Source organism: Mycobacterium sp. GA-0227b (assembly GCF_001499855.1).
Lineage (GTDB): Bacteria > Actinomycetota > Actinomycetes > Mycobacteriales > Mycobacteriaceae > Mycobacterium.
The window spans coordinates 517140-540490 of record NZ_LQIK01000001.1 but is presented as its reverse complement, the minus strand read 5'-3'; the positions used below and the strand labels follow the sequence as shown (position 1 = coordinate 540490).

10 protein-coding genes are annotated in these 23351 nt (G+C 68.3%); 8 read left to right on the top strand and 2 right to left on the bottom strand.

Annotation, left to right across the window (positions count from 1 at the left end; genetic code table 11):
- Nucleotides 1-16 precede the first annotated feature (16 nt).
- From dprE1 to AU185_RS02485, 8 genes are all read left to right on the top strand, one after another.
- Nucleotides 17-1417: a decaprenylphosphoryl-beta-D-ribose oxidase gene (gene dprE1, locus AU185_RS02520; RefSeq protein ID WP_059100720.1), complete on the top strand. Its 1401-nt coding sequence runs from the start codon at nt 17-19 to the stop codon at nt 1415-1417.
- Entirely contained in the window at nt 1417-2199 is a 783-nt protein-coding gene (gene dprE2 / locus AU185_RS02515; RefSeq protein ID WP_059100719.1) for a decaprenylphospho-beta-D-erythro-pentofuranosid-2-ulose 2-reductase, read from the top strand. The genes dprE1 and dprE2 overlap by 1 nt, the downstream gene beginning before the upstream one ends.
- The gene (locus AU185_RS02510) at nt 2199-4109 is read left to right on the top strand and encodes a galactan 5-O-arabinofuranosyltransferase (RefSeq protein ID WP_059100718.1); all 1911 of its coding nucleotides are present in this window, start codon (nt 2199-2201) and stop codon (nt 4107-4109) included. Before dprE2 ends, AU185_RS02510 begins: the two co-directional genes overlap by 1 nt.
- A gap of 11 nt (nt 4110-4120) precedes the next feature.
- Entirely contained in the window at nt 4121-7345 is a 3225-nt protein-coding gene (locus tag AU185_RS02505) for an arabinosyltransferase domain-containing protein (protein ID WP_059100717.1), read from the top strand.
- A gap of 148 nt (nt 7346-7493) precedes the next feature.
- Nucleotides 7494-10799 carry an arabinosyltransferase domain-containing protein gene (locus AU185_RS02500; protein ID WP_059100716.1) on the top strand — a complete coding sequence of 1102 codons (3306 nt, stop codon included), beginning with the start codon at nt 7494-7496 and terminating at the stop codon, nt 10797-10799.
- An 86-nt stretch (nt 10800-10885) separates the two neighbouring features.
- Complete coding sequence (locus tag AU185_RS02495) at nt 10886-14080, top strand: arabinosyltransferase domain-containing protein (protein ID WP_059100799.1); 3195 nt, start codon at nt 10886-10888, stop codon at nt 14078-14080.
- Between the two features lie 107 nt (nt 14081-14187).
- Nucleotides 14188-15096: an MBL fold metallo-hydrolase gene (locus AU185_RS02490; protein ID WP_059100715.1), complete on the top strand. Its 909-nt coding sequence runs from the start codon at nt 14188-14190 to the stop codon at nt 15094-15096.
- Nucleotides 15097-15313: 217 nt separating this feature from the next.
- Complete coding sequence (locus AU185_RS02485; RefSeq protein ID WP_231740371.1) at nt 15314-16339, top strand: transporter substrate-binding domain-containing protein; 1026 nt, start codon at nt 15314-15316, stop codon at nt 16337-16339.
- Between the two features lie 93 nt (nt 16340-16432).
- Here the strand turns inward: AU185_RS02485 and AU185_RS02480 are convergent, their stop codons facing one another.
- Together AU185_RS02480 and pks13 are read right to left on the bottom strand one after the other, a co-directional pair.
- A complete protein-coding gene (locus AU185_RS02480; protein WP_059100713.1) occupies nt 16433-17983 on the bottom strand; it encodes an acyl-CoA carboxylase subunit beta in 1551 nt (516 codons plus the stop codon).
- A complete protein-coding gene (gene pks13, locus AU185_RS02475; protein ID WP_231740383.1) occupies nt 17980-23319 on the bottom strand; it encodes a polyketide synthase Pks13 in 5340 nt (1779 codons plus the stop codon). Before pks13 ends, AU185_RS02480 begins: the two co-directional genes overlap by 4 nt.
- Between the last annotated feature and the right edge of the window lie 32 nt (nt 23320-23351).

Below are 23351 nucleotides of genomic sequence, written 5' to 3'. Positions count from 1 at the left end.
CGGTACCCTCGTCACGATGTCCGAGAACCTGCCGACGACTTCGCGTGCCCTGACCGGCTTCGGGCGCACTGCACCGTCGGTCGCCCAGGTGCTGCGCACCCCCGACGTCGAGGTGATCGCCCGCGCCGTGCGCGAAGCCGCCGACCCCGCCGCGACGAGTCCGTCGTTCCTGCGTCGTGGTGTGCTCGCCCGTGGGCTCGGCCGGTCTTATGGCGACCAGGCGTGCAACGGCGGTGGGCTCGTCGTCGACATGACCGCGCTGAACAAGATCCACTCGATGAGCGCCGACACCGCCGTCGCCGACGTGGACGCGGGCGTCAGCCTGGATCAGCTGATGAAGGCCGCGCTGCCGTTCGGGTTGTGGGTTCCGGTGCTGCCGGGCACCCGCCAGGTCACCGTCGGCGGAGCCATCGCCTCCGACATCCACGGTAAGAACCACCACAGCGCGGGCAGCTTCGGCAACCACGTGTTGTCGATGGACCTGCTGATGGCCGACGGCGAGGTGCGCGCCGTGACGCCCGACGGGCCGGACAGCGAGCTGTTCTGGGCCACCGTCGGCGGCAACGGCCTCACCGGCATCGTGGTGCGCGCCCGTATCGCGATGACCCGCACCGAGACCGCATACTTCATCGCCGACGGGGTGGCCACCAAGGACCTCGACGAGACCATCGCCGTGCACCTGGACGGCAGCGAAGACCGCTACACCTACTCCAGCGCCTGGTTCGATCTCATCAGCCCGCCGCCGAAGCTCGGCCGCGCGTCGATCAGCCGCGGCAGCCTCGCGACGCTGGACCAGCTGCCACCGAAACTGGCCAAGAACCCGCTGAAATTCGATGCGCCGCAACTGCTGACGGTGCCCGACGTGTTTCCGGTCAGCGCGATGAACAAGCTGTCGTTCATGGCGATCGGCGAGGTGTACTACCGGCTCGGCGGTACCTACAGCGGCAAGATCATGAATCTGTCGCAGTTCTACCACATGCTCGACCTGGTCAGCGGGTGGAACAACGCTTACGGCCCAGCGGGTTTCGCACAGCACCAGTTCCTGGTGCCGCCCGACGCGCTCGAGGAGTTCAAGGCCATCATCCGCTGGATCCAGACCCGCGGCCACTACTCTGCACTGAACGTGTTCAAGCTGTTCGGTCCCGGGAACCGCGCGCCACTGAGCTTTCCGATGGCCGGCTGGAACGTCGCGATGGACTTCCCGAACAAGGCCGGCGTCAACGAATTCCTCAACGAACTCGACGAACGGGTCATGGAGTTCGGTGGCCGGGTGTACACGGCGAAGGATTCCCGCGTCAGCGCCGAACGGTTCCACAAGATGTATCCCCGTATCGATGAGTGGATCGCCGTGCGCCGCAAGGCCGACCCGAACGGCGTCTTCGCATCCGATATGGCCCGACGCTTGGAGCTCTTGTAATGGTTCTTGATGCCGTTGGTAACCCCCAAACGATCCTGCTGCTCGGCGGTACGTCCGAGATCGGGCTGGCGATCTGCGAGCGCTACTTGCGCAACGCCCACGCCCGGATCGTCTTGGCGGACCTGCCCGACCACCCGCGCAAGGACAACGCCATCGCGGCGATGAAGGCGGCAGGCGCGAAATCGGTCGAGTGGATCGACTTCGACGGCACCGACACCGCCGGCCACCCGGCCGTTATCGATGCGGCGTTCGCCGACGGTGATGTCGATGTGGCGATCGTGGCGTTCGGCCTGCTCGGCAATGCCGAGGAGTTGTGGCAGGACCAGCGCAAGGCCGTGCAGATCGCCGAGATCAATTACACCGCAGCGGTTTCGGTCGGCGTGCTGCTCGGCGAGAAGATGCGCGACCAGGGCTTCGGCCAGATCATCGCGATGAGCTCGGCGGCCGGTGAGCGGGTGCGGCGGTCCAACTTCGTGTACGGCTCCACCAAGGCCGGCCTGGACGGCTTCTACCTCGGGCTGGGAGAAGCGTTGCGGGAGCACGGCGTTCGAGTGCTGGTCATCAGGCCCGGGCAGGTCCGCACCACGACCACCGTCGAGCACTGGAAGGCGACCGGCACGAAGGAGGCGCCGTTCACCGTCGACAAGGAGGACGTCGCCGAGCTGGCGGTCACGGCAGCAGCCAAGGGCAAGGAACTGGTATGGGCGCCGGGAGCGTTCAGGTACGTGATGATGGTGTTGCGACACATCCCACGGCCGATCTTCCGCAAGCTTCCCATCTGATGCGCGGCACGCTGGCCGTCCTGGGCCAGATGGCGGCGGCGGCTGCGGTTGCGGTCGTCGTGGCGGTGGTCTCCCTTGCCGCGATCGCGCGGGTGGAGTGGCCCGCCTACAACTCGTCGAATCAGCTGCACGCGCTGACAACCGTCGGCCAATTCGCCTGCCTGGCTGGGCTGTTGGCGTGCGGCTGGGGGTGGCGGCGCGGGCGTCGCCTGCTCGCCAAGGGCGCCGCGACGCTGTTCCTGTCCGCGTTCTCCGTTGTGACGCTGGCGATGCCGCTGGGAGCCACCCGGCTCTATCTGCACGGCATCTCCGTCGACCAGGCGTTCCGCACCGAGTATCTGACCCGGCTGACCGACACCGCCGCGCTGCGCGATATGACCTACATCGGGCTGCCGCCGTTCTATCCGCCGGGCTGGTTCTGGATCGGCGGGCGCCTCGCCGCGCTGACCGGAACGCCCGCATGGGAGATGTTCAAACCGTGGGCGATCATCTCGATCACCGTCGCGGTCGTGGCGGCGTTCGTGTTGTGGGCGGCCATGATCCGGTTCGAGTACGCACTCGTCGTCACGACCGCCACCGCCGCCGCCACGCTCGCGTACTCGCCGGCCGAGCCGTACGCCGCGATCATCACCGTGCTGTTGCCGCCGGTGTTCGTGCTGGCCTGGTCGGGACTGCGCGGAGGCGGGCCGCACGGGGTGGCGGGCGGGAGGACGCGAGCCGGATGGGCCGCGGTCATCGGCACCGGATTGTTCCTCGGCGCGGCGGCACTGTCGTACACGCTGCTGTTCGCCTATGCCGCGTTCACGTTGGCGATCATGGCAGTGGTGGTGACCGTCGCTCGCTGGAGCCGCGCCGGCGGCGACATCAGGGTGAGGCGCGTCGACCCGCTGCTGCGGCTGGCGGTCATCGCGGTCATCTCCGGTGCCATGTGGCTGATCGGCCTGGGCCCGTGGCTGCTGGCCGCGATCACCGGTGAGCCCGCCGATTCCGGCACCGCACAGCACTACCTGCCGACCGACGGTGCGCAACTCGAGTTTCCGATGCTGCACTTCACGCTGCTCGGGGCGCTGTGCATGCTCGGCACGCTGTGGTTGGTGTGGCGCGCCCGGTCATCGACGCGGGCCGGCGCGCTCGCGATCGCGGTGCTGGCCGTCTACGCCTGGTCACTGCTGTCGATGCTGACCACGCTGGCGGGCACGACGTTGTTGTCGTTCCGGCTGAACCCGACGCTGACCGTGCTGCTGACCGCGGCCGGCGCGTTCGGCTTCATCGATGTCACGCGCGCGGTCGCGGCGCGGGTGCGGCGAGAGAACGCGAAGCGGGTCATCGCGGTGGCGGCCACGCTGGGCGCACTCGGCGCGGTCACGTTCAGCCAGGACATCCCCGACGTGCTGCGCTCCGACATCATCGTCGCCTACACCGACACCGACGGCTACGGTCAGCGCGCCGACCGGCGACCGCCCGGCGCCGAGCGCTACTACCGCGAGATCGACGCCAAGATCGCCGAGGTGACCGGCCGGCCGCGCGACGAGACCGTCGTGCTGACCGCGGACTACAGCTTTCTGTCGTACTACCCCTACTACGGCTTCCAGGGGCTGACGTCGCACTACGCGAACCCGCTGGCGCAGTTCGAAAAGCGGGCCGAAGCCATCGAGGGCTGGGCGACGCTGACCGACGCCGACCAGTTCATCGAGGCGCTCGACACGCTGCCGTGGCAGCCGCCGACGGTGTTTCTGATGCGCCGCGGCGCCGACGACACCTACACGCTGCGGCTGGCGTCGGACGTCTATCCCAACCAGCCGAACGTGCGCCGCTATCACGTCGCACTCGACGAGGCCCTGTTCGACGACCCGCGCTTCGAGGTGTCCACCATCGGCCCGTTCGTGCTGGCGATTCGGCAGCCCAATTAGGATCGAACCCCGTGGTCGGTGAAGCCGGGGTCGGGTCCAACCATCGGACCGTGCGGCTGATTGCCATCGTCGCCGGGTTGCTCGGCGCCCTGCTCGCGATCGCGACCCCGTTGTTGCCGGTCACACAGACGACCGCTGAGCTGAACTGGCCGCAGAACGGCGTGCTGCAGAGTGTGAACGCCCCGCTCATCGGCTACGTCGCGACCGACCTGCAGATCAGCGTGCCGTGCCGCGCGGCGGCTCCTCTGGCCCGGCCGGAGAACCGCGGTCGCACGGTGCTGCTGTCGACGGTGCCCAAACAGGCGCCCAAGGCCGTCGACCGCGGACTGCTCATCGAGCGGGTCAACAACGACCTGCTGGTGATCGTGCGCAACACCCCGGTGGTCAGCGCCCCGCTGGATCAGGTGCTCAGCCCGCAGTGCGAGCGGCTGACCTTCACTGCGCATGCCGACAAGGTGACCGGCGAGTTCGTCGGCCTCGTACAAGGTGCCGACGATCGGGATCCCGGGGAACCGCTGCGCGGCGAGCGCGGCGGCTACGACTTCCGGCCGCAGATCGTCGGGGTCTTCACCGACCTGAGTGGTCCGGCGCCGCCGGGACTGGAGTTCTCCGCGACCCTCGACTCCCGGTACAGCACATCACCCACCCTGCTCAAAACGCTCGCGATGGTCGTAGGGGTGGCGATGACCGTAATTGCGTTGGCCGCGCTGCACATGCTGGACACCGCAGACGGCCGTCGGGCCAAGCGGTTCCTGCCGCCCCGATGGTGGACACTGCGGCCACTGGACGGGCTCGTCGCCGCGGTGCTGGTGTGGTGGCACTTCGTCGGCGCGAACACCGCCGACGACGGCTACATCCTGACCATGGCCCGGGTGTCCGAGCAGGCCGGCTACATGGCCAACTACTACCGCTGGTTCGGCACTCCCGAAGCGCCGTTCGGGTGGTACTACGACCTGCTGGCGCTGTGGGCGCACGTCAGCACGCACAGCGTGTGGATGCGGCTGCCGACTCTGGTGATGGCGCTGGCGTGCTGGTGGGTGATCAGCCGCGAGGTGATCCCGCGCCTGGGGCACGCGGTCAAGTCCACCCCCGCGGCGGCGTGGACGGCGGCGGGCCTGTTCCTGGCGTTCTGGCTGCCGCTGAACAACGGCCTGCGCCCCGAACCGATCATCGCGCTCGGCATCCTGCTCACCTGGTGCTCGGTCGAGCGCGGAGTCGCCACGAGCCGGCTGCTGCCGGTCGCGATCGCGGTCATCATCGGCGCGCTCACGCTGTTCTCCGGCCCCACCGGCATCGCGGCGGTCGGCGCGCTGCTGGTAGCCGTCGGACCGCTGAAAACCATTGTCGCGGCGCATGTCTCGCGATTCGGATATCTCGCCCTGCTGGCGCCGATTCTCGCCGCGGCCACCGTCACGATCATCTTGATCTTCCGGGACCAGACGCTGGCCGCCGAACTGCAGGCCAGCACGTTCAAGTCCGCGGTCGGGCCGAGCTTGAGCTGGTTCGACGAGCACATCCGCTACGAGCGGCTGTTCACGCTGAGCCCGGACGGTTCGGTCGCGCGACGGTTCGCGGTGCTCATGCTGCTGCTGGCGCTGGCGGTATCAGTGGCGATGTCGTTGCGCAAGTTCAGGATTCCCGGTACTGCGCTGGGACCGAGCCGCCGCATCATTGGCATCACGGTGATCTCGTTCCTGGCGATGATGTTCACCCCCACCAAGTGGACGCATCACTTCGGCGTGTTCGCCGGGCTGGCCGGTTCACTGGGCGCGTTGGCCGCGGTCGCCGTCACCGTGACCGCGATGCGCTCGCGGCGCAACCGATCGGTGTTCGCCGCGGCGGTGCTGTTCGCGATGGCGCTGTCGTTCGCCACCGTCAACGGCTGGTGGTACGTCTCCAATTTCGGGGTGCCGTGGTCGAACCAGATGCCGGAGTGGAAGTTCGGCTTCAGCACCATCCTGCTCGGGCTGTCCGTGCTGGCGCTGCTGGCCGCGGCGTGGTTCCACTTCTCCGGGCGAGACGTGTCGCCGCCGGGACCACCGCGTCGATGGCAGCGGATCGTGCGCTCGCCCCTGGCCGTTGCCACCTGGCTGGTGGTGGTGTTCGAGGTGGTCTCGCTGACGTTGGCGATGGTCGACCAGTACCCGGCATGGAGCGTCGGGCGCTCCAACCTCGAAGCCCTCACCGGTAAGACGTGCGGGATGGCCGAGGACGTGCTCGTCGAGGAGAACCCGAACGCCGGCATGCTGAACCCCGTCGGCACACCGGTCGGCGAGGCGCTCGGAGCCGTGACTGCACAGGGCTTCGGCCCCAACGGAATTCCCACCGACGTCTCCGCCGACGAAGCGATGAGCGGAGAAGGCACCTCCACCAACTTCGCCGACACCGACGCCGACGAGGACCAGGCCGGCAACGGCGGCACCGAAGGCGGCACCACCGCCGCGGCGGGCGTCAACGGCTCGCGGGCCCGGCTGCCCTACGACCTCGACCCCGCCCGCACACCGGTGATGGGCAGCTGGCGGCCGGGCACACAGCAGCCGGCGCAGTTGCGCTCGGCGTGGTACCGCCTGCCGTCGCGGGACGAGGCCGGGCCGCTGCTGGTCGTCGCGGCGGCGGGCCGCTTCGACCCGGGCGAGGTCGTCGTGCAGTGGGCCACCGACGCCCAGGCCCGCGACGATGAGCCCGGTGGCGCGCTCGGGTTCGCCGACGTCGGCGCCGCACCCGCGTGGCGCAACCTGCGGGCGCCGATGGCCGCGATTCCGCAGCAGGCCACCCAGATCCGGCTGGTGGCCACCGACGACGACCTCGACCCGCAGCACTGGATCGCGTTGACGCCGCCGCGGATCCCGACGCTGCGCACGCTGCAGGACGTCGTCGGGTCCGAGGACCCCGTGCTGCTCGACTGGCTGGTCGGTTTGGCCTTCCCCTGCCAGCGGCCGTTCGGGCATGAGAACGGCGTCATCGAGGTGCCCAAGTGGCGGATCCTGCCCGACCGGTTCGGCGCCGAGGCCAACTCCCCGGTGATGGACTATCTCGGCGGCGGGCCGCTCGGCATCACCGAGCTACTCGTGCGCGCCACGACGGTGCCGACCTACCTCGAGGACGACTGGTTCCGGGACTGGGGCTCGCTGCAGCAGCTCACCCCGTGGTACCCGGACGCCGAACCGGCCCGGCTGGACCTGGGCACCGCGACGCGCAGCGGGCTGTGGAGCCCGGCCCCGCTGCGTCTTTCCTGAGGTCTTTGGCACTGACGGGTTGATTGCATGCCCCTGGTGCGTGGGATCAACCGATTAAGGCGCAAGGAGGCTGGGCGGCCGCCGCGATTTCATAGTGTCGGCCCCGCGTCACCGGCGCACACATCGTCGTCGCCTACCATCGACCCTCGTGCCAAGCGACGAAGATCAGCGGACCCACCGGTTCGCGCGACTGATCGCCGTCGTCGCAGGCATCGCCGGTGTGTTGCTGTGCGGGCTGGTCCCACTGCTGCCGGTGAAGCAAACCACCGCGACGATCCTGTGGCCACAAGCGCCCGGTCCCGACGGTTTCGTCACCGACATCACCGCGCCGCTGGTCTCCGGCGCGCCGCAGGCCCTCGACATCTCGATCCCCTGCCAGACCGTCGCCACCCTGCCCGAGGCCGGCGGCCTGGTGTTGTCGACCGTCCCGCCGGCAGGTATCGACGCCAGCCGCAACGGGTTGTTCGTGCGTGCCACCTCCGACGTCGTGGTGGTGGCCTTCCGTGACTCCGTCGCCGCGGTCGCGCCGCGGCCTGCGGTCGAATCCGGGGCGTGCAGCACGCTGCACATCTGGGCGAATCCGGGGCAGGTCGGCGCCGACTTCGTCGGGCTGCCAGGCGCCGCCGGAACGCTGCCTCCCGAGGAGAAGCCGCAGGTCGCCGGCGTCTTCACGGATCTGAAGGTGGCGGCGCAGGATGGGCTGTCGGCGCGCATCGACGTCGACACCCGGTTCATCAGCTCGCCGACCGCGCTCAAGCTCGCGGCGATGGTGCTCGGGGTGGCGAGCGTCATCACGTCGATCGTGGCGTTGGCGGTGCTCGACCGTCGGCATCGCGGCCGCGTGCGGGGGGCCTGGCGGCGGTTCTGGCGGGTCGGCCTCGGGCACTGGCTGGCCGACGCCGGCGTCGTCGGCACGCTGCTGCTGTGGCACGTCATCGGCGCCTTGTCCTCCGACGACGGCTACAACCTGACAATTGCGCGCGTCTCCGCCGAGGCCGGTTACACCGCGAACTACTACCGCTTCTTCGGCGCCACCGAGGCGCCGTTCGACTGGTACCAGTCGGTGCTCGCAGCCTTCGCGACGATCAGCACCGCGAGCGTGTGGATGCGGCTGCCCGCGACGCTGGCCGCGATCGGCGCCTGGCTGATCGTCAGCCGGTGCGTGCTGCCCCGACTCGGCCGCCGGCTGGCGGTGAACAAGGTCGCCGTGTGGACTGCGGGGGCGGTGTTCCTCGCGGCCTGGTTGCCGTTCAACAACGGCCTGCGGCCCGAACCGCTGATCGCGTTCGGCACCGTCGCGGTGTGGGTGCTGGTCGAGAACGCGGTCGCGTCCCGGCGGACGTGGCCCGCCGCGCTGGCGATCGTGGTCGCCGTGTTCAGCGTGACGCTGGCCCCGCAGGGGTTGATCGCGATCGCGCCGCTGGTCGTCGGGGCCCGCGCGATCGTGCGCACCGTTCGCGCCCGGCGCCCGGTCGACGGCGTATCCCCCGCAAGCGGGCGGTACCCCCAGGCGCCCGCATGGGCCGCGCTGCTGGCGGCGCTTGCCCTGATCTTCGTGGTGGTGTTCCGGGACCAGACCCTGGCGACGGTCGCCGAGTCGGCGCGCATCAAATATGTGGTCGGCCCGACCATCGCCTGGTACCAGGAGTTCCTGCGCTACTACTTCCTCACCGTCGAGGACAGCGTCGACTCGTCGCTGACCCGGCGCTTCGCGGTGCTGGTGCTGATGCTCTGCCTGTTCGGGATGCTGGCGGTGTTGCTGCGGCGCGGTGGCGTCCCGGGCATGGCCCGCGGCCCGGTCTGGCGGTTGATCGGGTCGACGGCGATCGGCCTGCTCCTGTTGACGTTCACGCCGACGAAGTGGGCCGTGCAGTTCGGCGTGTTCGCCGGGCTGGCGGGTGCGCTCGGCGCGGTGACCGCGTTCGCGTTCGCCCGGGTCGGTCTGCACAGCCGACGTAACCTCGCGCTGTACGTCACCGCGCTGCTGTTCGTATTGGCTTGGGCCACATCGGGTATCAACGGTTGGTTCTACGTCGGCAACTACGGTGTGCCGTGGTTCGACAAGCAGCCGGTGATCGCCGGTGTCCCGGTGACCGGCATCTTCCTCGCGCTGGCGATCCTGACGGGCCTGCTCGCAGGATGGCTGCACTTCCGGATGGACTACGCGGGGCACACGCAGGTCGCCGACACCCGGCGTAACCGGGTACTCGCGTCGACGCCGCTGCTGGTGGTGGCGACCATCATGGTGGTGCTCGAAGTGGGTTCGATGGCCAAGGGCGCCGTACAGCGCTATCCCGTCTACACCACCGCCAAGGCGAATCTCTCCGCCCTGAAGTCGGGGCTCTCGGACACCAGCTGCGCGATGGCCGACGACGTACTCGTCGAGGCGGACACGAACGCCGGTATGCTGCAACCGGTTCCGGGACAGCGCTTCGGCGAGTACGGTCCGCTCGGCGGTGAGGACCCGGTCGGTTTCACGCCCAACGGCGTCAGTGACACGCTGGACCCGCCCGAGCCGATCACCGCGAACCCCGGCACGGTGAACTCCGACGGCTCGCCGAACGAGCCGAACATCGGCATCGGTTTCGCGGCAGGGACCGGCGGCGGCTACGGCCCGGTGGGGGTGAACGGTTCGAACGTCTTCCTGCCATTCGGTCTCGACCCCGAACGCACGCCGGTGATGGGCAGTTACGACGAGAATAACGTTGCGGCCAAAGTCACTTCGGCCTGGTACCAACTGCCACCCCGAACCCCCGATCGGCCGTTGGTCACCGTCGCGGCCGCGGGCGCCATCTGGTTCTACGAGGAGGACGGCTCGTTCAATTACGGGCAGTCCCTGAAGTTGCAGTGGGGTGTGCACCGCCCCGACGGCAGCTACCTCCCGCTGGCCGAGGTGCAGCCGATCGACATCGGGCCCGGTCCCCAGAAGGCTTGGCGCAACCTGCGATTCCCGCTTGCCTGGGCGCCGCCGGAGGCCAACGTCGCGCGCATCGTGGCCGACGACCCGAACCTGTCCACCGATCAGTGGTTCGCGTTCACCCCGCCGCGGGTACCGGTGTTGCAGACCGCTCAGCAGTTCCTCGGTGCGCAGACCCCCGTGCTGATGGACATCGCCACGGCGGCGAATTTCCCGTGCCAGCGCCCGTTCTCCGAACATCTCGGCATCGCCGAACTGCCGGAGTACCGGATCCTTCCGAACCTCAAGCAGGTGGTCGTGTCCTCGAATCAGTGGCAGTCCGCCGAGGACGGCGGTCCGTTCCTGTTCATCCAAGCGCTGCTGCGCACGTCGACCGTGCCCACGTACCTGCGTGACGACTGGTACCGGGACTGGGGCTCGATCGAGCGCTACGACCGTGTGGTGCCCGAGTCGCAGGCGCCGGACGCGGTTGTCCAACAGGGCACGACGCGAGTGTTCGGCTGGAGCCGCAACGGACCGATCAGGGCGCTGCCATGACGCGACGCGAGACGAAGGCGAGTGAGGATCGCAGCGAGGGACGAGGGCCCACGCCCGCAGGGCAGGGGACGAGGACCGGAGCGAGCCTGAGTCGAGACATAAGCGATGTGAGGATCGCCCGCTGGGTCGCGGCCATTGCCGGGCTGATCGGGTTCGTGCTGTCGGTGGCCACGCCCCTGCTGCCGGTCGAGCAGACCACCGCCACCCTGAACTGGCCGCAGCAGGGTCAGCTGAACAGCGTCACCGCGCCGTTGATCACGCAGACCCCGGTCAGGATGTCGGTGACGGTGCCGTGCGAGGTGATCCGGGATATGCCCGCCCGCGGCGGGGTGGTGTTGGGCACCGCGCCCAAGGACGGCAAGCAGGCCGCCCTGCAGAGCCTGTTCGTCACGGTCAACACCCAGCGCGTCGACATCACCGACCGAAACGTCGTGGTGGCCAGCGTGCCTCGGGCACGCGTCGTCGGACCCGAGTGCCAGCGGATCGAGATCACGTCCTCCGAGGAGGGCACGTTCGCGACATTCGTCGGGCTGACGAAACGGGATGGCTCGCCGCAGTACAGCGGTTTCCCGGATCCGAATCTGCGGCCCGCGATCGTCGGGGTGTTCACCGATCTGACGGGCCCGGCGCCACCGGGATTGAGCCTGTCGGCGGAGATCGACACCCGATTCACCACCACGCCGACGCCGTTGAAGTTGACGGCGATGGTGCTGGCCATCGCGTCGACCGCGATCGCGCTACTGGCGCTGTGGCGACTGGACCGCATGGACGGCCGTCGGATGCGGCGGCTGGTCCCCCAGCGCTGGCGCACGTTCACCGCCACCGACGTCGTGGTGGTCGGCGGCTTCATGGTCTGGCACGTGATCGGGGCCAACTCCTCCGACGACGGTTACATCCTCGGCATGGCACGAGTGGCCGGGCACGCCGGCTACATGTCGAACTACTTCCGTTGGTTCGGCAGCCCGGAGGATCCGTTCGGCTGGTACTACAACCTCCTGGCGATGATGACCAGCGTCAGCGACGCGAGCATCTGGATGCGGCTGCCCGACCTGGTCTGCGGAATCGTGTGCTGGCTCTTGCTGTCCCGCGAAGTACTGCCTCGGTTGGGGCCGGCCGTGGCGGCGAGCAAGCCCGCGCTGTGGGCGGCGGGCCTGGTGCTGCTGGCGGCGTGGATGCCGTTCAACAACGGGTTGCGCCCGGAAGGACAGATCGCCACCGGCGCCCTGATCACCTACGTGCTGATCGAGCGGGCCATCAGCTCGGGCCGGCTCACTCCGGCCGCGTTCGCGATCGTCACGGCCTCGTTCACGCTGGGCATCCAGCCGACGGGCCTGATCGCGGTGGCCGCGCTGCTCGCCGGCGGCCGCCCGCTGCTGCGGATTCTGGTGCGGCGGCGCCGCATCGTGGGAACCTGGCCGCTGGTGCTGCCGCTGCTCGCGGCCGGCACGGTGATCCTGACGGTGGTCTTCTTCGACCAGACGTTCGCGACGGTGTTGGAAGCCACCAGGATTCGCACCGCGATCGGCCCGAACCAGGAGTGGTACACCGAGAACCTGCGCTACTACTATCTCTTCCTGCCGACCGTCGATGGGTCGCTGTCGCGGCGCTTCGGATTCTTCATCACCGCTTTGTCGCTGTTCGCGTCGATGTTCATCGTGTTGCGGCGCAAACGGATTCCCGGGGTGGCGCGCGGTCCGGCGTGGCGGCTGATGGGCATCATCCTCGGCACGATGTTCTTCCTGATGTTCACCCCGACCAAGTGGGTGCACCACTTCGGCCTGTTCGCCGCCGTGGGCGCGGCGATGGCGGCCCTGGCCACCGTGCTGGCATCGCCTGCTGTGCTGAAATGGTCGCGCAACCGGATGGCGTTCCTGGCCGCGGTGTTGTTCGTGCTGGCGCTGTGTTTCGCGACCACCAATGGCTGGTGGTACGTCTCCAGTTACGGCGTTCCGTTCAACAACGACATGCCCGCGCTCGGCGGACTCACCGTCAGCACGGTGTTTTTCGCGTTGTTCGCGATCGCGGCCCTATGGGCGGCCTGGCTGCACTTCTCGTCGCGGACCCGCGGTGAAGGCCGGATCGCGCGGGCGCTGACCGCTGCACCCATTCCGGTCACCGCGGGGTTCATGGTGGTGGTGTTCGTCGGGTCGATGCTCATCGGCGTGGTCCGCCAATATCCGACGTACTCGAACGGGTGGGCCAACCTGCGAGCCTTCGTCGGCGGCTGCGGCCTGGCCGACGACGTGCTCGTCGAACCCGACACCAACGACGGGTTCCTCGAGCCGTTGCCGGGCGATTACGGGCCGCTGGGACCGCTCGGCGGCGTCGGGCCGGTCGGGTTCACGGCCAGCGGTGTGCCGGAAAAGATTGTCGCCGAGGCGATCCGGGTCAACCTGCCGATGCCGGGCACCGATTACGATTGGGACCAGCCGACCAAGCTCAAGACCCCCGGCGTCAACGGGTCCACGGTCCCGCTGCCGTACGGACTCGATCCGAAGCGGGTGCCGCTGGCGGGCAGCTACGTCGAGGGGCCGCAACAGCAGAGCACGCTGACGTCGGCGTGGTATGAACTGCCGCCGCCCGACGACGCGCATCCGCTCGTGGTCATCACCGCGGCGGGCACCATCACCGGCGACAGCGTGTTCAACGGGCGCACCGAGGGTGAGACCGTCGAACTGGAGTACGCGCGCCGCGGTCCGAATGGCGCGCCGCTACCCGCCGGCCGGCTGGTGCCGTACGACCTCGGTCCTATCCCGTCGTGGCGGAACTTGCGGTTCCCGCGGGCCGACATTCCGTCCGATGCGGTCGCGGTTCGTGTTGTCGCCGAGGACCGTTCGTTGACGCGGGGCGACTGGCTGGCCGTCACGCCGCCGCGGGTGCCCGAAGTGCGTTCGGTGCAGGAGTACGTCGGGTCGGAGCAACCGGTGCTGTTGGACTGGGCGGTCGGCCTGGCGTTCCCGTGCCAGCAGCCGATGCTGCACGCCAACGGCGTCACGGAGATTCCGAAGTTCCGCATCACACCGGACTACAACGCCAAGCGCAAAGACACCGACACCTGGCAGGACGGTCTCAACGGCGGGCTGCTCGGCATCACGGACCTGTTGCTGCGCGCACACGTGATGGCGACGTATCTTTCCAAGGACTGGGGCCGCGACTGGGGCTCGCTGCGCAGGTTCGTCATGACTCCGGAAGCGCAAGGGGCGACGCCGGCGACGCTGGACTTCGGCACGGCCACGCACAACGGGTTGTACAGCCCGGGCCACATCCGCATCAAGCCGTAGACGTCCACTCTCCCTGCGTGACTGACCGTGTTTGCACACGACACGCCGCGGGTCTGCGAGCATTCTGGGGTCACTCGCGCAGCGTCACAGTCCTCTAACCTTGACGCGTGGACCGGATTCGGCTCGGCGCTGCGACGCTCACCCGCGTCATCGAGTGGCAGGTCGACGACCTACCGAAAGCGGTGTTCCCGCACACCCCCGCCGAAGCATGGTCCACGTACGCCGACGAGTTCTCGCCGACATACTGGACCGATGCCGGATGGCGTATCGCGCTGCAGATCTGGGTGATCGAGGTCGACGGGCTGACCGTGCTGGTCGACACCGGCGCGGGCAACGACAAGCCCCGGCCGCGGATGGCGGTGCTGTCGGGGTTGCAGACAGAATTCCTGGCTTCGTTCCGCGCCGCGGGATTCGACCCGGCCGAGGTGGACGTCGTCGTCAACACACACCTGCACTTCGACCATGTCGGCTGGAACACGCTGTGGCTCAACGACTCCTGGGTTCCGACGTTCCCCAACGCCCGCTATCTGGTACCCGAGGCCGACTACCGGCACTTCGGTCCCGACGGACCCGCGCAGTCGTCGACGCCGCGGACCGAGGAAGAGGAATCGGTGCAACGGCATGTGCGAACGGTCTTCGCCGACAGTGTCACGCCCGTCGAGCCCCAGACCGAGTTGTGGTCCGGCGACCATCGGCTCAGCCAGTCGCTGTGGCTTCGCCCCGCGCCGGGCCATACCCCCGGGTCGTCGGTGGTGTGGCTTGACGCCGGTGAACCCGCGGTATTCGTCGGCGACCTGACGCACTGCCCGATCCAGATTGTCAGACCGGACGATCCGTGCGGCTGGGACGAAGACTTCGAAGCGGCGGCGGCAACGCGTAAACGCGTACTGACCGAGGCGTCGCGGCAGCGGGCCGCGGTGGTGCCGGCGCACTATCCGGGCCATGGCGGCGCGACCGTCGTCGCTCGCGGGGACACGTTCATGGTCGACGACTGGCTCGCCCTTCCACCGATCTAGGACCCGTTGCGGTGGCCCGCGGCCGCGGATCAGGCGACTTGTATGGTGCATAGAGCCGCCAAGGTGGAAAGAGGTCGACCGTCTCATGGGTTTGCGGTGGTATGCGCTGGCCGTGACCGTTCTCTGGGTGTGTCTGTTCGCAGCAGTACCGGGCGCAGCCCCGCGGGCTTCCGCCGAACCTGACCCCGCACCCGCACCCGCACCGGGAACGCGGACGGTGACCGCCGCGGTTCACACGCTGGAGCCATTCGTCATGCCGACCGGCAGCGGCGCGCTGACAGGGTTCAGCGTCGAGTTGTGGGAGGAGATCACCAAACGCCTCGACTGGTCCACCCAATACATCGAAACCGGTGATGTGCGGGGTCAATTGGCTGCGGTCGCCGACGGACGGGCCAAGGTGGCCGTCGGAGGCATTTCGTTGACGGCGGAGCGGGAGCAGTCGTTCGACTTCACCCACCCGACGCTCGATGCCGGCTTGCAGATCATCGTGCCCGTCCACGACACCCGCCCGTCGGTGCCCGGCTTGGGCGGCTACCTCGACCTACTGCTGTCCAGGACGATGCTGATCTGGCTGAGTGCTGCCGTGGTCGTCAGCGTGCTTCCCGCACACGTCTTTTGGCTCATCGAACGCCGTAGCGACAAGCCAGTCGTTTCGCGCGCCTACTTTCCCGGGATCGTCCAATCGTTCGCGTGGGGCATCGGTTCATTGGTGGGCAAGAACAGCGCCTCCGCGACGAAGACGGTCACCAAAGCATTGGCGATCCTGTGGGGTTTCGCGGGCATCGTCTTCATCGCCTACTACTCGGCCAACCTCAGTGCCACGTTGACCGTCGCTAAACTGGACGCCAAGATCACCGGACCGGCAGACCTGTACGACAAATCGGTTGCCACCGTCGCGGGCACCACCGCCGCGACGTTTCTTCGGGGTATGGGCATTGAGGCCACCGAAACCTCCACAGTCGAGGACTCCTACCACCTATTGCGTGAAGAGGGCTACGACGCGGTCGTTTTCGACGCCCCTGTCCTGCGGTACTACGTGGCCCACCGTGGCGAGGGCGTGGCGGTGATGGCGGGACCGGTTTTCCATGAAGAGGACCAAGGCTTCGTCACCGAGATCGGCAGTCCGCTGCGCAGACCGATCAATCAAACGCTGTTCCGGATGCGTGAAGACGGCACTTACAACCTCATCAAAGAGAAGTGGTTCGGCGACGACATCGCGACCACGGCTGGAGACATGAACTAGGCGACGCACCGTTGTGCGCACCCGCACGACGAGCGAGCGCAACGCGGCGGAAGTCTGCGGCGTGTCGTGCGCAAACACCCGCGCTCGCCGAAATTAAATCGGGGTGAGGCCGTGTTTGCGTTGCACGCGGTCGATCTGCTTGTCGCGCAACAAGTTCAGCGACTTTCGCAGCAGCAGGCGGGTCTCGTGCGGCTGGATCACCGCGTCGATGAACCCGCGCTCGGCGGCGATCCACGGCGTGGCCATGTTGAGGTTGTAGCCCTCGATGAAGTCGGCACGAATTTTCTGCACTTCCGGCGCGGTCGGGTCGGGGAACCGCTTCACCAGCAGCTGTGCCGCACCCTCGGCGCCGATCACCGCGATCCGAGCGGTCGGCCACGCGAAGTTCAAATCGGCGGAGAGCTGCTTGGAACCCATCACCGCATACGCGCCGCCGTAGGACTTACGGATCGTGATCGTCACCTTCGGTACGTCGGCCTCGACGACGGCGTTGAGGAACCGGCCGCCGCGCTTGATGATGCCGCCCTTCTCCTGCTCGACGCCCGGCATGAACCCGGGCGTATCGACCACGAAAACCAGTGGCAGGTTGTAGGAGTCGCAGAACCTGATGAAGCGCGCCGCCTTGTCGGAAGCCTCGTTGTCGATCGCGCCGGACAAGTGCATCGGCTGGTTCGCGACCACCCCGACCGGGCGGCCGTCGACGCGGGCGAACGCCGTGATGATCGCAGGGCCCTGCTGCTCGGCCACGTCGAAAACGTCGCCGTCGTCGAAGATCCGCAGCAGGATCTCGTGCATGTCGTAGGCCATGTTGTCGCTGTCCGGCACGATCGTGTCGAGTTCGTAGTCGTGCGGCGTGATCTCGGGTTCCAGGCCCGGGTTGACGATCGGCGGGTCGTCGAAGGTGTTGGGGGGCAGGAACTCCAGGTAGTCGCGAACGTACTGGAACGCGGCGGCCTCGCTCTCCACCACCTGGTGGATGTTGCCGTAGCGGGCCTGCGCGTCGGCGCCGCCGAGTTCGTCGAGCGTGACGTCCTCGCCGGTGACGTCCTTGATCACGTCGGGACCGGTGACGAACATGTAGCCCTGATCGCGCACCGCGACGACGAGATCGGTCTGGATCGGCGAATACACCGCTCCGCCGGCGCATTTGCCGAGGATGATGGAGATCTCGGGCACCAACCCGCGTAGCAACTCATGGCGGCGGCCGAGCTCGGCGTACCACGCCAGCGACGTCACGGCGTCCTGGATCCGGGCGCCCGCCGAGTCGTTGATGCCGATGATCGGGCAGCCGACCATCGCGACCCACTCCATCAGCTTGGCTACCTTGCGGCCGAACATCTCGCCGACAGAGCCCTGGAACACCGTCTGGTCGTGGCTGAACACGCCGACCGGCCTGCCGTTGATCGTCGCGTGGCCGGTCACGACCCCATCGCCGAACAACGCGTTGGGATCGCCGGGCGTCTTCGCCAACGCGCCGATCTCAAGGAAGCTGCCCGGGTCGACCAGCGCGTGAATTCGGGCGCGGGCGCTCGGGATCCCCTTCTTCTCCCGTTTGGCCACCGCCTTCTCGCCACCGGGTTCCTTGGCCAGCTCCAGCTTCTCGCGGAGTTCGGCCAGCAGTTCTGCGGTCGTCTTGGTGGTCACTCGTTCTCGCTCTCGATCCGGCTGATCGCCTCGCTCATATGCGCACCGACCTTCGCAATGTACGGCTCGTCGATCACCTGGATGTGCTCACCCCCGACCGGGACGACCTCGAGCTCGGAGACGAACTCGCCCCAGCCGCCGTCGGGCTTGCGGGTGGCGTAGCGCGGCTCGAAGTAGATCGCGTCGTCGTGGTAGCGGTCGGCCATGTACAGCGTGACCTTGCCGTCGTACGGCTTGATCTCGGCGGTGTCGATGGCCCGCTGGTCCAGGTACGACGTGCGCTGGTGTTCGATGATGCCGCCCGGGATCTGTACCCCGCTCTGGCTGACCACGTCGAGGACGAACTTCACCTGACCCTCGTCGTCGAGCTTTTCGAGTTCCTCGTAAGGGATCTCGGGCACCTCGACGTTGAACGTGCGCTCGGCGAACCGGGCGTAGCGATCCCAGCGGGCGCGGGTCTCCTCCCGCGTCTGCGGTATCTCCTCTCCCGGACGCACCGCGTCGATGAGACCGACGAACCGCACGTCGGCGCCGGCCTGCTTCAGCCCGATCGCGCATGCGTAGGCCAGCACACCGCCGAGCGACCAGCCCGTCAGGATGAACGGGCGATCGCCGTTGAGCTCCAACAGCTTCGGCACGTACTCGCGGGCGCGTTCCTCGATCGAGCCCTCCACCCGTTCGATGCCGTACATCGGGGTGTCGGCCGGCAGCCGTTTGAGCAGCGGCTCGTAGACCACCGTGGACCCACCCGCGGCGTGGAAGACAAACACCGGAATGCGGTTCGAGCCCTCCTGCGGGGCGCGCAACGTCCGCACGAAGCCGTCGACCTTGCCGCCCTCGAGGTACTCGCGGACCGTGGTGGCCAGCTCCTCGATGGTCCGCGCACCGGTGACGTCGTCGGCCGTGATCGTGCCCTCGTCGACGCGTTCGGTCAGCCGCTCGGCGATCTTGGTCGCGGTCGCCTCGTCGAGTGCGGGCAGTTCGTTGAAGATTCCGCCCGGCGACTTGCCGGTGACGATCGCCCACGTCGCGAACGTGACGCGTTCGGCGGCGTCACGCGGCGGCACGTCGGCGCCCAGCGCCTCGGTGACCGCGTCCTGGCTGAGCACTTTGGCGGCCGCCGCGACGGTCGACTCCGACGGACCTGTCGACTCCGACGGACCGGTGGGTCCGCTCGGGTCGGTCGGTGGTGGCGGGATGTCGGGACCGCTCGGGTTCGTGGGCGGCGGCGGGATGTCGGTGGCGGTCGCCGTACCGGCACTCGTGAGCGGCGATTCCCCGCCGCGTTCGGCGAGCTTCTGCTCGAGTTCTGCGACGGTCGTCGCGCCGCCCATCAGCTCGGCCTGCTCGGCAGCGATCTCCTCGGCGGTCTTCGACTTCTGGTGCTCGGCGAGCTGGTCGACCTCGTCGCGGTGCTCGATCGCGTACTCGATCAGCTTCTCGACGGCGTACAGGTTGGCGTCGCGTACGGCGGTCAGCTGAATCGGTGGCAGGTCGAAGTCGTATTCGACGCGGTTCTTGATCCGCACGGCCATCAGCGAATCGAGGCCGAGCTCGATCAGCGGCACCTCCCACGGCAGGTCCTCGGGCTCGTAGCCCATTGCGCCGCCGACGATCGCGCCCAACCGGTCGTGGATGGTCTCCCCGGAGTCCGGTGACCACTTGGCGAAGCCCGCCGCCAGACCAGCGCCCGCGGTGAGGTTGTCCTGCAGGATTTCGGCATCATCCTCAGGCTCGTCATCGACGGGCGCCGTCGAAAGCTGCTGAGCCACACCAGTGCCGGCACCCACGGCGACCGGTAGCGCACCGACGGCGCCGTCCCGGCTCACCACCGCGTCGTACACCAGCGTGAACGACTCGTCGATGCGCGCGTGCACCTGCACGCTGGCGCCGCCGGGATGCCGGGTCAGCGTCGTCACCAGCCGCGCCCCCTCGCCGGGAACCGCGCGCTGCTCGGAGGCGACCAGCTTGGCGTCGGGAAGCACCTGCGCCGCAGCCGCTTTCACCAGCGCGGCGAGATCCGGCTGACCCTTCGGCGCGAACTCCCAGACATGCCGGCCGTCCGGGGTCGCGACGTGGTTGCCCGGCATCATCACCGAGCTGTCCCCGGTGAACCGCGCGTCGAGCCAGTGCGGCTTGCGCCGGAACCGGGTCGGCGGGATGTTCGCGAAGTCCAGTGCTCCGGCCAGCCCCTTGGACCGGCGTGGGAACAGCGTGCGGATGTCCAAGTCGTGGCCGTGGACGAACAGCTGCGCCATCGCCACGGTCATCGAGTCGACCTCGTCCTGCTTGCGCGCCAGCGTCGCGATCAGCTGTGCGTCGTGAAGGCCGGCCGCCGCGGTCGTCAGGCCGACCTGCATGAGCGCAACGGGATTGGGCGCCAACTCCATGTACGTGGTGTGGCCGTTGTCGACCGCATTGCGGATGCCGTGGGTGAAGTAGACGCTGTGGCGCAGGCCCTTCTTCCAGTAGTCGACGTCGTGGATCGTCTCGCCGGGCCGGATGTAGCGGCCCTCGTGCACCGTCGAGAAGTACCCGATCTTCGTGGGATGCGGTTGGATGCCGACGAGTTCAGCGGCCAGCTCGCCCAGCAGCGGGTCCATCTGTGAGGTGTGGCTCGCGCCCTTGGTCTGCATCTTGCGCGCGAATTTGCCCTCTTGCTCGCAACGCTCGATGATCGCGTCGACCTGGTCGGGCGGACCACCGATGACGGTCTGGGTGGGCGCGGCGTACACGCACACCTCGAGGTCCTTGAAATCAGCGAAAACGGTCTCGATCTCCTCGGCCGAGTACTCGACCAGCGCCATCAACCGGATCCATTCACCGAACAGCATCGCTTCGCCCTCACCCATGAGGTGCGCGCGCGAACAGATGGCCCGGGTGGCGTCCTCGAGCGACAGGCCGCCGGCGAAGTAGGCGGCGGCAGCCTCGCCGAGCGACTGGCCCACCACCGCAGCGGGTTTCGCGCCGTGGTGCTTGAGCAGCTCACCGAGTGCGATCTGCAGGGCGAAGATCACCGTCTGGACTACCTCGATGGGGTACTCGCAGGTCTCATTGGTGTAGTCGACCGCGTCATCGAGGATCATCTCGACGATCGAATAGCCCCGCTCATCCTGGATGAGGGCGTCGACCTTGTTGATCCACTCCGCGAAGACCTCGTTGCGCAGGTACAGGTTCTTGCCCATCTTGCGGTGCTGCGCACCGAATCCCGCCAGCACCCACACCGGACCGTTGGTGACCGGGCCGTCCGCGCTGAACACGCTCGGATGCTGTTTGCCCTCGGCGACCGCGCGCATGCCCTTGACCGCCTCGTCGTGGTCGTGCGCCAGCACCACGGCGCGGGAGCGGCCGTGGTTGCGCCGAGACAGCGCGCGGCCGATCGACTCCAGCGACGAAGCGCGCCCCTCCGGACTGTCGATCCAGTCGGCCAGCTCGGCCGCGGTGGCCTTCTTGCGCGATGTCAGAAAGCCCGAAACAACCAGCGGCACAACGGGAGTGGGTTGTTCTGCGGACTCCAGCTCTTCACGCGCGACCTCCAGGAGTCGCAGCGCCTCGTCGGTCAGGCCGGGAAGCTCGGGTTCGTCCTCGACCGCGGCGGCGGGCCGGTCCAGTCCATCCTCTCCTGAGTCGTCGTCATCGTCGATGAACTCGCCGTACTCGTCCATCCGGACGCCGCCGACGTAGGTAGCGGTGGCTGCGGAAGATCCAGCTGGGCTCTCCTCTTCCACCGGCTCTTCGGGTTCGGGCTCGACGAGATCGGACGGCAGCACCTCGCGCAGCACGAGGTGGGCGTTGGCACCGCCGAAACCGAACCCGGACACCCCGGTGATCGCGTGCCCGCTGTAGCGCGGCCAGTCGGTGACGGTGTCGGCGACCTTCAGGTGCACACCGTCGAAGTCGATGTAGGGGTTGGGGCCGGTGTAGTTGATCGAGGGCGGGATCTTGTCGTTGCGCAGCGCCAGCGTCATCTTCGCCAGGCTCGCCGCGCCGGCTGCCGACTCCAGGTGTCCCACATTGGATTTGATGGCGCCCAGCAGCGCGGGCTTGTCGGGCGCGCGGCCCCTGCCGACGACCCGGCCGAGCGCGTCGGCCTCGATCGGGTCACCGAGGATGGTGCCGGTGCCGTGCGCCTCGATGTAGTCGACGAGGCGCGGGTTGATCCCGGCGTCCTTGTAGGCCTTGCGCAGCACCTCGGCCTGAGCATCCGGATTCGGCGCCAGCAGGCCGTTGGACCGGCCGTCGTGGTTGACCGCGCTTCCGGCGATGACGGCGAGGATCTCGTCGCCGTCGCGCCGGGCGTCGGCCACCCGCTTGAGCACCAGCATGCCGCCGCCCTCGGAGCGGGCGTAGCCGTCGGCGTCCTGCGAGAACGACTTGATCCGGCCGTCGGGCGCGAGCACGCCGCCGACCTCGTCGAAGCCGACCGTCACCAGCGGGGTGATCAACGCGTTGACGCCGCCGACGACCGCCACGTCGGCCTCCCCGGACCGCAGCGCCTGCACCCCCTGGTGCGCGGCGACCAACGAGGACGAGCACGCGGTGTCGACGGCCACCGACGGGCCGCGGAAGTCGTAGAAGTACGACACCCGGTTGGCGATGATCGAGCTCGCCGTGCCGGTGATCGCGTACGGATGCGCGATCGAGGGATCCGACATCGCCAGGAAGCTGTAGTCGTTCAACGAGCTGCCGATGTAGACGCCGACGTTGCTGCCGCGCAGGCTCGACGCCGGGATGCGGGCGTTCTCCAGCGCCTCCCAGGTCAGCTCGAGCGCCATCCGCTGCTGCGGATCGATGTTGTCGGCCTCCATCTTCGAGAGCGCGAAGAACTCGGCGTCGAAGCCCTTGATGTCGGACAGGTAGCCGCCGCGGGTGCGGGCCTTGGCGACCCGCTCGGAGATGCGCGGCTCGCCGAGGAACTCCTCCCAGCGGCCCTCCGGCAGGTCGCTGATCGCGTCGCGGCCCTCGAGCAGCGCCTGCCACGTCTCGTCGGGTGTGTTCATGTCGCCGGGGAAGCGGGTGGCCAGACCGACGATGGCGATGTCCCGGGAGGCCGTGTCCTCGCGGGTCCAGTCCTCGTCGTCGTCGCCCTGCTCGAGTTCGGGCTCGCCCTCGATGATCACCGTCGCCAGCGACTCGATCGTGGGATGGCGGAAGGCCACGGTGGCGGTCAGCGTGACACCGGTGAGGTCCTCGATGTCGCTGGCCATCGCGACGGCGTCGCGCGACGAGAGGCCGAGTTCGACCATCGGCGCGGACTCGCTGATCGAGTCGGGCGCCTGGCCGGTGGCGTTGCCGATCCAGTTGCGCAGCCACTCACGCATCTCGTTGACCGACATATCGGTCCTGGGGGCGGTCTTCGGAGCCGTTT